The 16,202-nt window shown below is 62.8% G+C and carries 6 protein-coding genes; 1 reads left to right on the top strand and 5 read right to left on the bottom strand.

Annotated features, from left to right (window positions below; genetic code table 11):
* Positions 1-27: 27 nt before the first annotated feature.
* A complete protein-coding gene (gene hemB, locus CKW26_RS28340; protein ID WP_095051006.1) occupies positions 28-1,002 on the bottom strand; it encodes a porphobilinogen synthase in 975 nt (324 codons plus the stop codon).
* Between the two features lie 242 nt (positions 1,003-1,244).
* Positions 1,245-1,943: a glutathione binding-like protein gene (locus CKW26_RS28335; RefSeq protein ID WP_095051005.1), complete on the bottom strand. Its 699-nt coding sequence runs from the start codon at positions 1,941-1,943 to the stop codon at positions 1,245-1,247.
* Between the two features lie 343 nt (positions 1,944-2,286).
* On the opposite strand from CKW26_RS28335, the gene CKW26_RS28330 reads away from it, so the two are divergent.
* Positions 2,287-2,961, top strand: a complete 675-nt coding sequence (locus CKW26_RS28330) for a hypothetical protein (RefSeq protein WP_007918234.1) — start codon at positions 2,287-2,289, stop codon at positions 2,959-2,961.
* A gap of 135 nt (positions 2,962-3,096) precedes the next feature.
* Here CKW26_RS28330 and mnmH read toward each other — a convergent pair whose 3' ends face one another.
* The 3 genes from mnmH to CKW26_RS28315 form a co-directional block, all read right to left on the bottom strand.
* Positions 3,097-4,200, bottom strand: coding sequence for a tRNA 2-selenouridine(34) synthase MnmH (gene mnmH, locus CKW26_RS28325; protein ID WP_095051004.1), 1,104 nt, complete (start codon positions 4,198-4,200; stop codon positions 3,097-3,099).
* Positions 4,200-5,234, bottom strand: coding sequence for a selenide, water dikinase SelD (selD, locus tag CKW26_RS28320; protein ID WP_095051003.1), 1,035 nt, complete (start codon positions 5,232-5,234; stop codon positions 4,200-4,202). The genes mnmH and selD overlap by 1 nt, the downstream gene beginning before the upstream one ends.
* Before the next feature lie 232 nt (positions 5,235-5,466).
* Positions 5,467-15,990 (bottom strand): autotransporter-associated beta strand repeat-containing protein, encoded by a 10,524-nt coding sequence (locus CKW26_RS28315; RefSeq protein ID WP_095051002.1) that lies wholly within the window; start codon positions 15,988-15,990, stop codon positions 5,467-5,469.
* Positions 15,991-16,202 lie beyond the last annotated feature (212 nt).

Below are 16,202 nucleotides of genomic sequence, written 5' to 3'. Positions count from 1 at the left end.
AGCTCCCACAGGGTTGTGCGTTGGTCTTTAGATCCCGGCCAGGGCCAGATCCATCGCAAAGTAAGTAAAGATCAAATCAGCACCCGCACGCTTGATCGCGCCCAGACTCTCTCGCACCACGCGATCCTCATCAATTGCCCCGGCCTGCGCGCCGAACTTGATCATCGCGTACTCGCCACTGACCTGATACGCCGCCAGCGGCAGGTTCGAGGCTTCACGAATGTCGCGGATGATGTCGAGGTAAGCGCCGGCCGGTTTGACCATCAGCGCATCGGCGCCTTCCTGCTCGTCGAGCAGCGATTCGCGCAGGGCTTCGCGGCGGTTCATCGGGTTCATCTGATAGCTTTTGCGGTCGCCTTTCAGCGCACTGCCACCGGCCTCGCGGAACGGGCCGTAGAGTGCCGAGGCGAACTTGGTCGAGTAAGCCATGATCGGAATCTGGGTGAAACCGGCGGCATCCAGCGCCTGACGAATCGCCCGCACTTGTCCATCCATCGCTGCTGACGGCGCTATCACGTCGGCACCAGCGCGGGCCGCCGCCACAGCTTGTTTGCCGAGGTTGATCAGGGTCTGGTCGTTGTCGACTTCATGGTTGTGCATCACGCCGCAGTGGCCGTGATCGGTGTATTCGCAGAAGCAGGTGTCGGACATCACGATCATCTCCGGCACAGCGTCCTTGGCGATGCGCGACATGCGCGAGACCAGACCATTCTCGCGCCAGGTATCGCTGCCGTTGCTGTCCAGATGATGCGACACGCCGAAGGTCATCACCGACTTGACGCCAGCACGGGCATAACGCTCGATTTCGCTGGCCAGTTTGCGCTCGGGAATGCGCATCACCCCGGGCATGCTCTTGATCGGCACGAAGTCATCGATTTCTTCTTCAACGAAAATCGGCAGGACCAGATCGTTCAGGCTGAATTCGGTTTCCTGGAACAGGCTGCGCAGGCTCGCATTGCGGCGCAGACGGCGGGGACGTGCTTCGGGGAACTGACTGGACATGGGGGCCTTTCCTGAAAACGGCAGATGAGACGAAAGTCGTAGGGGGCGAAGCTTATGCCTTGCGGGGCGCGCGGTACAAACCTGGATCAATCAAGAGTGCATTACCGGGGGTGTAATAATCCCAGAGAGTACCCAAATCCCCTGTAGGAGCTGCCGAAGGCTGCGATCTTTTGATGTTGATTTTTAAAAGCAAGATCAAAAGATCGCAGCCTTCGGCAGCTCCTACAGGGGGATGTGTGGTGTCAGGAAGGAATGGTCAGGCCGCGAATGACCGCTGGGCGGGCGAGGAATCGCCCCAGTACGCGGGTGACATTCGGGAAGTTGCTGATGCCGACCAGATCACCGGCCTCATAAAACCCAATCAGGTTACGCACCCACGGAAACGTGGCGATATCGGCAATGGTGTAACGCTCGCCCATGATCCAGTCACGACCCTCGAGCCGGCCGTCGAGCACCTTGAGCAGACGCTTGCTTTCATCGACGTAACGATCACGCGGGCGCTTGTCCTCGTAATCCTTGCCAGCGAATTTGTTGAAGAAACCGAGCTGGCCGAACATTGGACCGATGCCGCCCATCTGGAACATCAGCCACTGGATGGTTTCGTAGCGCTGCGCACCTTCCTGCGCGAGCAACTGGCCGCTTTTGTCGGCCAGATAAATCAGGATCGCACCGGACTCGAACAGCGCCAGTGGCTGATCTTCGGGACCGTGTGGGTCGAGGATCGCCGGGATCTTGTTGTTCGGGTTCAGCGAAAGGAACTCGGCAGACAATTGATCATTACTGTCGAAAGCGACCTTGTGCGGTTCGTACGGCAGGCCGATCTCTTCGAGCATGATCGAGACTTTGACACCATTGGGCGTCGGCAAGGAATAGAGCTGAATCCAGTCAGGGTACTGCGCCGGCCATTTCTGGGTGATCGGGAACGCGGACAGATCGGTCATGGGAAGCATCCAGTCACAAATTAAAGCCTGATCATAATGTAGGCGCTGCGCAGGCAGCGATCTTTTGATCTTGAGCCTTTGCAGCCTGCAAAAAGATCACAGCCTGCGCCAGCGCCTACATGAACCCGTAACATCCTGTCGCTAACCTGCCACCAGGCCGCTGAACGTAGCCGTTAGAGTGCTGCGCACTCGGACGATCGAACCAATCGGCCCTCAGGGGACTCTGAGCTATGCCTTTGTTGCAGAGGAAGCCGTTCACGACAGGGAAAACACCCGGTGCTGGGAGCCCGCGGTGTAAAGGTTTGTCAGCCTTAACCGAATTTGTTGAAGAACCTTTTATTTCATGACGATCCTTATGCGATTCGCCAAACGTTTCAAACACCGCGCATATGTGGCCCTGCCTTCCCTGCTGGCCGTCAGTGCGCTGTTCCTGTCGCTGGAGTCCAGCGAAAGCCGCGCGCAACCGGTGGACGGTACCCAGACGCTGGTGTTCCTGCGCCATGCGGAGAAACCCGAAGGTGGCCTCGGCCAGCTCAACTGTCAGGGCCTGAACCGCGCCATCGACCTGTCGACGCTGCTGCCGGAGAAATTCGGCAAGGCCGATTACGTGTTTGCCGCCAACCCGACGCGCAATGTCGAGGAAGGTGAGCTGGATAATTCCTACAGCTACATTCGCCCGCTGATGACCATCAGCCCCGCCGCGATCAAGCTCGGCCTGCCGGTGAACATCGAGTTCTCGGCCAACGACACCAGCGATCTGGCCCGCGAACTGCTGGAAGACAAGTATCACAACTCGACGATCTACACCGCCTGGTCCCACGGCTATCTGCCAGAGCTGATCAACAAGGTGGCGGGCAAAGCGGTCGGCGAAAAACAGAACATCACCGAGGACTGGGCGGGCAACGATTTTGACTCGCTGTATGTACTGACCCTGACCTGGCACAACGGCAAGGCCAGTCTGCAGAGCCACAGCTACAAGCAGGGGCTGGATCATGGCAAGGAAACCTGCCCGACCTGAGTCATCTTCTGTCTGAACCGGCCCCATCGCTGGCAAGCCAGCTCCCACAGGGTTCTAGGGTGTACACAAAATCCATGTACATCCGCAATAACTGTGGGAGCTGGCTTGCCAGCGATGAGGCCAGCAAAAGCACTATCAATCCTTCTGATTCACCCGCTCACGCAGATACTCAAGCACCGCCCCACGCTCCCCGGCAAACTCGATCCGCCCGCCCTTCTTCTCGCGCTGAAACACATACATCGGGTCGTAATACTCACGCAGCAACCCTTCGATCCAGCCGCGATGCAAGTCCACCGCCCCGCTTCGCCCCTGCTCGATCAACGCCTCTTCCATCAACATCAGCATTCGCCGATGACGCTCGCCACCGAGGCGTTTTTGCACATTGTTGAGGCTTTCCAGCAAGCGTTCAGAAAACAACGTGAAGCCCTCTTCACCGTGCACAGCCGTAAATTCCGCAGACAGATCCACCACGTAATCATGCAGAATCCGCTCCACGCGATCGTCAAAACTGTCTTCCAGCCAGACCATCGGGTACTGCTGCATGCCCTGATACAGCGGCAGCGGCAAGGCGCAACTGCCGACCACCCGGCTCTCGTCCTCCAGCACGAACTGCGCAAACCCCGCGTCGCGTTTCTTGAGAATGTCGATGGCCAGGCGGTTTTCAAAATCGATGTTCGACGGCTGTCCGGTGGCGCGTTTGCCGAAGCTTGAGCCACGATGATTGGCGTGCCCTTCCAGGTCCAGGCCATTGCGCAACTGCACCAGCACTTCGGTCTTGCCAGTGCCGGTCATGCCGCCGAGCAGGACGAAATCACATTGCGCGATGGCCTGTTCAAGGGTGTCGATGAGGAAGTTGCGCATCGCTTTGTAACCACCGCCGATGCGCGGATAGTCGATGCCGGCCTCGTCACGCAGCCATTGCTGAGTGATCTGCGAGCGCAGGCCGCCACGAAAACAATACAGATAACCGTCAGGATGGGCGCGGGCAAAATCGGCCCAGGCCTGGATGCGCTCGGCCTTCACCGCGCCCGACACCAGTTGATGGCCCAGCTCGATGGCGGCCTGCTGGCCGTGTTGCTTGTAGCAGGTACCGATCTTCTGCCGTTCAACGTCGTTCATCAGCGGCAGATTGATCACGCCGGGGAACGCGCCCTTGTGAAATTCGACCGGTGCGCGGGCGTCCATCAACGGCCGGTCGTTGAGAAAAATGTCTCGGTAGTCAGTGCAGTCGCGGAGCATCAAATCACCTCGACTGCGTTCGTCTGTCGCTCAACCAGTTCGCCGATTGGCGCAAGGTTCAGACCCAGTTCGGCGGCAACAGCGAGGAATTCTTCATTGCCTTGCGGCGTCACCGCGATCAGCAGACCGCCACTGGTTTGCGGGTCGCAGAGCACGCGTTTGTGCAGTTCCTGCACGCGGCCCACCTTACTCGCATAGCTGTCGAAGTTGCGCAGCGTACCGCCGGGGACACAACCTTGATCGAGGTAATACTCGACGCTGTCCAGACGCGGCACACGGTCATAGGCGATGCGCGCGGTGAGCTGGCTGCCATCGGCCATTTCCACCAGATGCCCGAGCAGGCCGAAACCGGTAACGTCGGTCATCGCTGTAACGCCGGCGAGTTTGCCGAAGCGACTGCCGGGTTTGTTCAGGGTGCACATCCAGTCGCGGGCCACGCCGACGTCGGCCGGGCGCAACTTGCCCTTCTTCTCGGCGGTGGTGAGGATGCCGATGCCTAGCGGTTTGGTCAGGTACAACAGGCAACCGGCGGTAGCGGTGTCGTTGCGCTTCATGTGGCGCTTTTCCACCAGTCCGGTGACGGCGAGGCCGAAGATCGGCTCCGGCGCATCGATCGAGTGCCCGCCCGCCAGCGCAATGCCCGCCGCGTCGCAAACGGCACGGCCGCCGCGAATCACTTCACGCGCCACTTCCGGCGCCAGCACATTGACCGGCCAGCCGAGAATCGCGATGGCCATCAGCGGATCACCGCCCATTGCATAGATGTCGCTGATCGCGTTGGTCGCGGCAATGCGGCCGAAGTCGAACGGGTCATCGACGATCGGCATGAAAAAGTCCGTGGTCGACACCACGCCGCGCTCGGCATCGATCTCGTACACCGCCGCGTCATCGCGCGAGGCATTGCCGACCCACAGTTTCGGATCAAGGTTCTGCGCACCGCTGCCGGCCAGAATCACTTCCAGCACCTGCGGGGAAATCTTGCAGCCGCAACCGGCGCCGTGGCTGTATTGGGTCAGACGAATCGGCTCGCTCATGGGGGAGTCTCAGGCTGTTGATGGGGGCGATTCTAGCAGAGCACGCCGGGTCTATCCGATCGTTCCCACGCTCCGCGTGGGAATGCAGCCCGGGACGCTCCGCGTCCCTTCACGGAGCCGGAACGCGGAGCGTCCCTAGAGGCGTTACCACGCAGAGCGTGGGAACGATCATCTGGCGACAAGGCAAAAAAAAACCGCCCTTACGGGCGGCTAAAAGTGCTTCGCCCCTAAATCAGAAGCCCAGGCTGAAGCTGATGGTCATCGCATGGTCGTTGCTGTCGTTCGACAGTTGACCCGAGTAGCCGACGCCGAGTTTGCCGGTCGGGCTGATCTGGAAGTCGACCCCCGCTTCAACAATCGCGCTGTCCTTGGCGATCGGCACGCCCTGGGTGCTGAACGAGGCGCCGCCGTCGATGAAGGTCAGATCAGCGTCAGGCTTGGTGTCACCAAAGGCATGTCGCCAGCCGAGCGCCGCGCGCGGGGTGAATTGCCCGCCGTTGGCCAGGGTGATGACTTTGCCGGCGCGCACGCCGAGGGTCGAGAAGGTGATGTCCTGATCGGCATCGGCCTCCAGGCGCCCTGCTCCGCCTTTCTCCTTGGCCTTGTCGGTGTCGTAGTTGACGTAGGCCAGCCCGGCGAACGGCTCAAGGGCAATGCCGCCGGCGTCAATCGTGTAACCGACTTCACCGAACACCTGCGCACTGCGCGCGTCGTAGTTGGCTTTCAGACGGTCGTTGTAGCTGCCGACGCTGACGTTGCGTTTGGTCTCGATGTCGTGCCAGCTGTACGCGGCGCCGAGGCGCACGGCCAGGGCATCGAACTGCGAGTTGAGGTACGCGGCCAGGTGGTAGCTTTCAACGGTGGCATCCGAGCGACGATCATGCGCATCGAGATCGCTGCGGGTGTAACCGGCGGCCATGCCCACGCGCCACTGGTCATCGAGTTGCTTGTCGGTGCCGAGCATGAAGCCGCTGAGGTTACGGTCGAGTTTCGCCGCGTTGCTGTCGCCATCCGACTCACCCCACGCACCAAGAGCCCGCGCCCAGCCAACCATTTCGCCGTGGCAACCGTTGCTACTCAATTGGTTGTCACTTGGCGCCAGAGCACGGCGTGGATCATCCGCCGCGCTGCATGACGGTTGGCGCATGCGATCGTTGACCGCGTCACGCACATAGCGCGAATCCTCGAGGATGGCGCTGGCGGTGCTGGCGTGGATCTCACCGGACAGACTGTCGAAGGCATTGCGCGCACCGGCAACACTGAGGTTGACGATCTCGTTCTGCAACGCCGCACCGGCCGGGCCGTTGTTCGACAGCGCAGTAGCAGTCCGGAACTGGTTGCCGGTGGCGGCGACATCGGCGAACGAATTGCCATTGCGGCTGACCACCAGGTTTACCGCGTTGGCGTCATACACCAGTGCTGTGTTGAGGAACGCGTATTGCGGCAGGTCCGCAGCGCTGAAGGTGCCATTCACGCCACCGCCCGCCGTGATCAGCGAATACGTGGTGTTGCCGGTGAACGGTGCCAGCGAGTTGACTTGCAAAGCGCCGCCCAAGGTTGCGGTGCCACCGACGGCCAGCGGTGTCGCGGTTGGCGAACTGACGGTCAGCGCCAGCACCCCGTCGCTCGCATTGGTCAGGTTACCGGCCACGCTCAGCGTTCCTGCTTCGGAGCCCGAGGCGACAACGCCATGGTTGACCACCGAGCCGACGCTGCCATTACCGCTCAGGCCGGCGCCGTTGGCCACGGTGACTTGCCCACCCAACGAAGCGCGCGCCGCAAGGCTGCCGACTTGCAACACACCTTGATCGACCGCGACCGTGCCGCTGAACGGATTATCACCGGTCAACAGCAAGGTGCCGGTACCGCGTTTGAGCATCGCGCCAAGTCCGCGCAGCGATCCATTGAACTGACCATTGAAGTTCTGCAAGAAGAGCAGCGATGCGTTGTTGAGGATATTGCCCTGCAGGCTGGTGGTGTTACCGACCAGCGTACCGCCGCTGACCGTGGTGCCACCGCTGTAGGTGTTGGCGCCGCTCAGTACCAGCGTGCCGGAATCAAGCTTCTCGATGCCGCCCGTGCCCACCAGCGGCGCGGAGATTTCTGCGCTCCCTCCGGCATTGACCCGCACCGGTGCGAGGCTGCCGTCCGTGCCGTTGACCGGAGTCAGCGTACCTCCAGCCCCCGGAACCACGCTGTAACCGCCGGAGAGGAATTGCAGACCAGTGAAGTTCTGGTTGCCCTGCACCGTAACCGTACCTGCCTGACCGCCGAACACCGCGAACTGACCATTTGAAGCCAGCGCCTGAGTACCACTCGGATCGGTCCAGTTGGTGTCCGGCCCCCACACACCGCTGCCGCCACCGATGCTGCCGTCCGGATTGGTGGTGCCACCGTTCCAGAACTGCACCTCACCCGGGGTGCCTTGCACCAGCAGGTTGATCTGATTGGCGATGGCGGTTTGCAGGGTCAGGTTGGCCGCCGACACCGGCAGGCTACCGTAGACCAGACCGTTGTCGATCAGGCTGCCGCCATAGCTGAACAGTTGATAAACCCCAGTGCCGAAACCGCCGGCGTTGCTGATGTTCAACGTACCGTCGAGGGTCAGGTTGCCGGCGACATTGACCACCGTGGTCGAACTGGCCGCCGAGCCGAGGCTGAAGTCCAGATTGGTCCCCGACGACAGTGCCAGCGAACCGACTGACAATGGCGTTGCCGTACCGCCACCCAGCAGCGTCGCGCCGCTGGCCAGTTGCACGGCACCCCCAAACTGGCCACCGCCGCCGATGCCCGCACCGCTGGCAACGTCGACATTGGCGCTGTTGAGCACGCCGTTGACGATCAGGTTGCCAGCCTGCACCGACGTGTTGCCAGTGAAGGTGTTGTTGCCAGTCAGCAGCAACTCTCCAGCCCCGGTTTTGTTCAGCGTACCGGCGCCGGTGAGATTGCCGGTGTAGCTGCCATCGGCGTTTTGCTCGAAGGTCAGGGTCGCGTTGTTGACGATCGCACCTTGCAGGCTGCTGGTGTCACCGCGCGTCGTGCCGCCGTTCAGCGTGGTGCCACCGCTGTAAGTGTTAGCTCCACTGAGAACGAGATCGCCGCTACCGTTTTTCAGCAGACTGCCGGTGCCGGTCACCGCACCGATCAATGTGGTGTTCTGATTACCGGCCAGGGTCAGTTGAGCGCCAAGGTTGATGGCATTGGCCAGTTGCAGCGCTGAAGTGCTATCGAGGGTGCCATTGCCGATCACATTGAGCGCAGCGCTGCTGATCGCACTGTTGTTGCCAAGAACCAGCGTGCCGCCGGCGAGTTGAGTGCCGCCACTGAAAGTGTTGCTGCCGTTGAGGGTCAGGCTCGAGGCGCCGGCCTTGATCAGGCTGCCGCTGCCGCTGACCACGCCGTCGAGGGTCAAGGCGTTGGAGCCTGCGACATTCAAGCCACCGTTGAGCACAACATCGTTGCCCAGGCTGACGGCGGCGTTGCTGTCCAGCGCCGTGCCATCGGCAGCGGTCAATACACCGGTGCCAAGCGCCGCGTTGTTGCCGACCACAATCTTGCCGCCATTGAGCGCGGTGCCGCCGGTGTAGCCGTTGGCCGCGTTGAGCACCAGCGTACCGCTGTCGTATTTGCCCAGCGTGCCGCTGCCGTTGAGCGCGACACCGATGGTTGCCGTGGCGTTCGGGTCAACCCGCACCGTGGCATTGCCCAGTGAACCGTTGACCAGATTCAGCGAGCCCGCCGTGCCATTCACCAAGCTGTAGCCATCGGTGACGAACTGCAGGCCGGTAATGGTTTGCGCGCCGTTGACGGTCACCGTGCCGGCCGCACCCTGGAACACCGCGAAGCTGTTGGTCCAGGCCTGGTTGGTAGTGCCGTTGACGTCGGTCCAGTTGGTGGTGCCGGTGCCCCAGGTGCCGCTGCCGCCTTCGACCGAACCGTTGGCCACCAGTTGATTGCCGTCCCAGAACTGCACGGTGACGCCCGGTGCGGTGACCAGCAGGTTGATCTGATTGGCCAGCGCGGTTTGCAGTTGCAGATCGCCCGGGCTGACGCTACCCGGCAACGTGCCGAAGAGCATGCCGTTGTCGGTCAGGCCGCCGGTGTAGTCGATCAGGCGATACACACCGCTGCCGAAACCGCCGATGTCGCTGACATTGAGGGTGCCGTCGAGGGTCAGGTTGCCGCCAACGCTGACCAGCGCATTGCCGCCACCGGACACCGGTGTGCCAAGTCCGACGTCGAAGTTTGAGTTGCCGTTGAACACCAGCGAACTCACGTTCAGCGTACTGCCGGTGACGCCCGCCAGATGACCGCCATCGGCCACCGTCACGGCACCGGTCAAGGTGCCGCTGCCGCCGAGGGTGCCACCGTTGTTGACCAACACGTTGCCGCTGGCCAGCGAGCCGTTGACCTGCAAGGTGCCGGCGTTGACGCTGGTGTCGCCGGTCAGATCGCTGATGCCGCTGAGGGTCAAGGTGCCGCTGCCGAGTTTGCTCAGGCTGCCGTCACCGCTGAGGATGCCGGCGAAAGTGCTGCTGACGTTGTTGCCGCCAAGGCTCAACGTATTGCCCGTACCGATCAGCGCAGTGCCGCTGCCGGTTAGGCTGGCGAGGCTGCCCGAAGCACCGAGATTCAGCGCCGCGCCACCCGCGAGATTGACCGTAGCGTTGTTGCCCAGCGCTGCGCCACTCAGTGTGGTCAGGCTGCCGGACGCCACATCGAACGTGCCGCTGAAGGTGTTGTTGCCACTCAGCGTGACGTCGGCCAGACCGTTTTTGCTCAACGTGCCGGCGCCGGCAATCACACCGCCAAGGGTCAGGTTGTTGTTGCCGGCCAGGGCCAGATTCGCGTTGACGTTGAGGTTGTTGGCCAGCACCAGTGGCGCGGAGTTGTCGAGGGTCGAAGCGCCGGCCACAGTCAGCGCGCCACTGCCCAGCGACCCGCCAGTGCCGAGGGTCAACGTACCGGCATTCAGTGTGGTGCCGCCGGAGTAAGTATTGATGCCATTGAGGGTCAGGTTCGACGCGCCGTCCTTGATCAAGCCACCCGCGCCGCTGACCACACCCGCGAGGGTCAGATTGTTGCTGCCGGTGTTGCTCAGATTGGCATTGAGCACAACGTTGTTGCCCAGGCTCAGCGCGCTGTTGCTGTCCAGCGCCGAGGCGCCCGCCACGGTCAGGTTGCCCAGGCCCAGTGCCGAGTTGCTGCCGGCGGTCAGGGTGCCGGCGTTCAGGGTGGTGCCGCCGAGGAAGTTGTTGTTGCCGCTGAGGGTCAGGTTGGCCGCGCCGTTTTTGCTCAGGCTGCCGGCGCCGTTGACCGTACCGGCCAAGGTCAGATCCGCCGTGCCGCCGATGCCGAGATTGCCGGCCAGGTTGACCGCGTTGTTTACCGAAACCGCCGTGCTGGCATCCAGCGTCGTACCGCCCGCCGCGTTCAACGTGCCGGAGCCGAGCGCTGAGTTCGACGCCAGAATCAGTCCGCCGGCATTCAGCGCCACCGGGCCGAGGAAAGCGTTATTGCCGCCGAGGGTCAGATTGGCCGTGCCGGTTTTGATCAAGCCACCGGTGCCGCCAATCACGCCGTTGAGGGTCAACGCATTGCTGCCGACCACGGTGAGGTTACCGTTGAGCGTCGCCGCGTTGGCCAGTGTCACCGCCGCGTTGCTGTCCAATTGCGTACCGGCATTCGCCGTCAGCGTGCCGGTGCCGAGCGCGGTGTTGCTGCCGACGATGATCTTGCCGCCGTCCAGTTGCGTGCCGCCGGTATAAGTGTTGGCACCACCGAGCACCAAGGTGCCTGCATCGAGTTTATTGAGGATGCCGCTGCCATCGATATTGGCATTGATGGTCGCCGTCACGCCCGGATCGACGCGCAACGAAGTGGTGCCGCCGGTGCCGTTGACCGCCGTGAGTTGCCCCGCCGCACCGTTAACCACGTTGTAGCCATCGGTGAGGAATTGCATGCCGGTGAACGCTTGCGTGCCGTTCACCGTCACAGTGCCGGCGCTGCCCTGGAACACCGCGAAGTCGCCGGCCCACGGCTGGTTGACCAGACCGTTGGCATCGGTCCAGTTGGTGCCGACCGCATTCCACGTGCCACTGCCGCCATCGACCACACCGTTGGCAATGGTCTGACTGCCGTCCCAGTAACGGATGTTGCTGTTCGGCGCCGAGACTTGAATGTTGATCTGATTGGCCACCCCGGTTTGCACCAGCAGATCGCCGAGGCCGTAGCCGACCGGCACGCTGGCCACGTCCAGACCGAGGTTGGTCAGGCTGCCGGTGTAGTTGAACAAGCGATACACACCGACGCCGAAGCCGCCGGCATCGGTGACATTGAGATTGCCGTCGAGAGTCAGGTTGCCACCGACATTCATCAGCGATGAGGTCGACGGTGTGCCCAGTGCCACATCAACGTTACTGCCGGCGCCGAGAGTCAGAGCACTCGCCGACAAGGTGTTGCCCGACGACAACGCGAGATGCCCACCGTTGTTGATGTTGACCGCGCCGAGCGCCGAGCCGGTACCGGTCAGGGTGCCGCCGGTATTGACGTTGAGTTGAGCACTGCCCAGCGAGCCGCTGAGATCAACGGTGCCGCCATTGATCGCGGTGTTGCCGGTGATGCCGTTGATCCCGGTGAGGTTCAGCGTGCCAGTGCCGACTTTGACCAAGCCGCCGCTGCCGCTGAGATCACCGTCGAACGTACTGGTGACGTTGCCGCTGCCGACGGTCAGGGTGTTGCTGCCGGTCAGTTGCACACTGCCGCTGCCGGTCAGCGCGCCGAGGCTGGCGTCACTGCCCAGATTCAACCCGGCGCCGGCGCTGATGTTGACCCCGGAAGTGCTGCCCAGCGCATTGGTGTTGAGCGTGGTGACGCTACCGGACACGATATTCAGCGCACCGGTGAAGGTGTTGTTGCCGGCCAGAGTCAGGTCCGACAAACCGTTTTTGGTCAGGCTGCCGGCACCGTCAATGATGCCGTTCAAGCTCAAATCATTGTTGCCGGCGACGGTCAGTCCGGCATTCAGCGTAATCGCGTTGCCGATGCCGAACGAAGCGCTGTTATCCAGCGTTGCCGCGCCGCCGACGACCAATGCACCGCTGCCCAGACCGTTGGCATTGCCCAATGTCAGCGTACCGGCGTTGAGCGTGGTGCCGCCGCTGAACGTGTTGTTGCCATTGAGGGTCAGGTTGGCCGCGCCGTCCTTGATCAACTGGCCGGCGCCGCTGGTCACGCCGCCGAGGGTCAGGTTCTGCGTACCGCCCACGGTCAGCGCCGCATTCAGAGCGACAGCGTTGTTGAGGCTGACCAGCGGCGAATTGCTGTCCAGCGTCGCGGCGCCCGCGACGGTCAGCGCACCGGAACCCAGTGCCGAGCTGTTGCCGACGGTCAAGGTGCCGGCGTTCAGCGTGGTGCCGCCGGCGTAGTTGTTGGCGGCGTTGAGAATCAGATTGGCCGCGCCGTCTTTCACCAGACTGCCAACGCCGCTGACCAGACCGGTCAGGGTCATATTCGCCGTGCCGCCGATGTTCAAGGCACCAGCGAGTGCCACGGCATTGTTCAGGCTGACGGCCGTGTTGGCGTCCAGCGTGGTGTTGGCCGCCGCGTTCAACGTACCGGAACCCAGCGCGGTGTTGCTGCCGACGGTCAGTTTGCCGGTGTTCAACGCGGTGTTGCCAAAATAAGTGTTGGCGCCGTTGAGGGTCAGGTCGGCAGCGCCGTTCTTGGTCAGTCCTCCGATACCGGCGACCACGCCGCCGAGGGTCAGCGCATTGGAGCCACCCAGGGTCAGAGTGCCGGCGAGGTTGACGTTGTTGGCCAGGGTCGCGGCGGTGCTGGCATCCAGCGAGGTGCCGTTTGAGGCGTTCAGTGTGCCGGTCCCGAGGGCGGTGCTGGAACCGACAATCAGTGAACCGGCATTCAGCGCCGTGGTGCCGGTGTAAGTGTTGATGCCGTTGAGGGTCAGGCTGGATGCGCCGGTCTTGATTAAACCATTGCCGCCACTGATCACCCCGCCGAGGGTCAGCGCGTTGGCGCCGCCGGCGGTGAGGTTGGCGTTGAGAATCACGTTGTTGTTCAGGGTCACGGCCGAACTGCTGTTGAGCGTGCCCGCACCTTCCACCGACAAGGCGCCGGTGCCCAGTGCGGCGCCGTTACCGACCGTCAGGCTGCCGGCATTCAGCGTGGTGCCGCCGCTGTAGGTGTTGACGCCGCTGAGCGTGAGATTGGCCGCGCCGTTTTTCACCAGTTGGCTGGCGCCGCTGATCACCCCGCCGAGGGTCAGCGCGTTGCTGCCGCCAATGCCCAGGCTGTTGTTGAGAATGACCGCGTTGTTGAGTGTCACAGCGGAATTGCTGTCAAGGGTGGCCACGCCGCCGACGGTGATGTTGCCGCTGCCGAGCGCCGCGTTGGCGCCCGCGGTGATCGTGCCCGCGTTCAACGCGACCGCCCCGAGGAAGGTGTTGGCGCCATTGAGAATCAGGTTGGCCGCGCCGTTTTTGGTCAGCCCGCCGCTGCCGCTGACGATGCCGCCGAGGGTCAGGTTGGCGCTGCCGCCGACGTTCAGGTTGCCGCCGAGCGAAACGGCGTTAGTCAACGCAACGGCGGTGCTGGCGTCCAGCGTGGTACCGGCTGCCGTGGTCAAAGCCCCGGTGCCCAGCGCGGTGTTGGAGCCGACAATCAGCGTGCCGGCGTTGAGCGCGGTGCCGCCGGAGAACGTGTTGTTGCCGCTGAGGCTCAGGTTGGCGGTGCCGTTCTTGATCAGGTTACCCGCACCGCTGACGACGCCACTCAGGCCCAATGCCTGCGTGCCGCCAAGGGTCAGCGCCCCGGTCACTGCGACGGCGTTGGCCAACGTCACCGCCGCCGTCGCATCCAGCGTGGTCCCGGCGGCGGTATTCAGTGCGCCCGTGCCCAGCGCGGTGTTGCTGCCCACCAACAGGCTACCGGCATTGAGCAGCGTGTTGCCGCTGTTGCTGTTGTTGCCGGTCAACGTCAGGCTGGCACTGCCGGATTTGGTGATGCCGCCGGTGCCGGACAATACGCCGCCAAGGGTCAGGGCATTGCTGCCGAGCACGTTGAGCGCACCGGTCATGCCGATGTTATTGGCCAGCGTAACGTTGGTGGTGCTGTCCAGACTGGTGCCGGCGGCAGTGTTCAGCGCACCGCTGCCCAGCGAGTTGTTGTTGGTCACCAGCAGGCTGCCGGCGCTGAGGGTGGTGGTACCGGTGAACCCGGTGTTGACGCCGCTGACAGTCAGGCTGCCGCTGCCGGTTTTGGTCAAGCCACTGCTGCCGCTGATCAAACCACCGAGGGTCAGCGCGCCAGTGCCACCGGCGGTCAAGGTGCCGCCGAGGCTGATGGCGTTGGCCAGGCTGATGGTGCCCGGTGCGCTCAGCGTTGTCGCGCCGGTCACATTGAGCGTGCCAGTGCTGAACGCCTGATTGTTGCCCACCTGCACCGTGCCGCCGTTGAGCGTGGTGTTGCCCAGATAGGTGTTGGCGGCGCTGAGATTAAGCTGGCCGGTACCGGCCTTGGTGAAACCGCCGCTGCCGGAAATCACCCCACTCAGGGTGGTCGCGTTGCTGCCTTGTAGCGTGACGCCGGCGGCGCCGAGGGAGATCAGATTGCTGATGTTCAACCCGGCGTTGCTGGCCTGCAGAACCCCGCCGTTGGAGGTGAGCACACCGCTGCCGAAGGTGGCGTTGTTGTTGAAATTCGCGATACCGCCGTTGAGCGTGGTCGCGCCACTGACCAATGGCCCCTGCAAGGTCCAGGTACCGCTGTTGAGGGTCAGGTTGTTGAAGTTGATATAGGTGGCGCTCGATGCGGTGCCGACACCCGTGGTGCCGCCGCCGACGCCGATCGGGTTTTGCAGGATCAGGCTGTTGGTGCCGCCCGCACCGCCATCCACCGTACCGGTCGGGGCGAAGGTCAGGTTGATGCCGATCAAACCGCCGAGGCCGACGCTGATCTGTACACCGTCACCGACGTTGACGCTGGAGCCGGTCACCGCAGTGAAGGTGTTGGTGCTCGCCGCGCCCATCGACACACCGCCGGTAATCGCACCGGCGTTGGTGAAGGTATTGCCCGCCGCCGACGTTTCGAACGCGATCCGGCCGTTGATCACACCGGTGCTGCTGTTGGTCATGTTGACCTGCGAACCGCCGTAGACGCCGACCACCGGGGTGTCGGCGAGGGTGATGCCGCCGACCGACAAACCGGTCGACGTGATGGTGCCGTTGTTGGTGATGCTAGTGGTGCCGGCAGCGGCGTTGTTCACCGCAATCCCGAGGCCGTCGATGCTGGTCAGGTTGAGCCCGAGCAACATGCCCGTGCCGCGAATGATCCCGCTGGCATTGTTGAGCACACTGACCGTACTGGTCGCACCGGTGCCAATGAATGCGCCGCCACTCAACACCGAGACCAGGCCCAGTAGCGCCGGGTCGAGGGTGCCGGAGTTGTTCAGGGAGATGTTTACCCCGGTCAGGTCCATCACATGGCCGCCGAGGGTCGCGTTCATCTGCGCGCCGCTGTTGACGTTGACCGTCAAACCGCTGGTGGCACTGGAGAAGTTGTTGAGGAACAGCGGCAGACTCGGCACGCCGGTGCAGGTCACAGTGGAACCTGCCGTGGAACACGTGGCCAGCGCAGGTGCGCTGACGCCGCCGAACAGCAGCCCGGCGACGCTCAAGTGCACAGCAAGGGAAAGAGGGGAAAAACGCGAAACGAGGGCGACACCAAACCTTGCTTCCACGGGCTACTCCTTGTCGTGGCCAATTTCTTCCTTGAGGGCGCGCAGAACCGTGCTTATTCCACACGCGAATCAAGACTGCGACGGTCATCACAAAACCGCGTTATTGGGGACAACGCTAGTAGACGCCCGGCAATGGGGCACGGATTAAATGGTGTTAATACTTTAATACTAGAGGGGTCTGGCATCAGCGTTTCAGCCCGTATCCATGGGCC

This window comes from Pseudomonas sp. Irchel s3h9, assembly GCF_900187475.1.
Classification (GTDB): Bacteria; Pseudomonadota; Gammaproteobacteria; order Pseudomonadales; family Pseudomonadaceae; genus Aquipseudomonas; species Aquipseudomonas neuropathica.
Note: the sequence above shows the minus strand (reverse complement) of the source record. Positions and strands in the feature narration are given on the sequence as shown.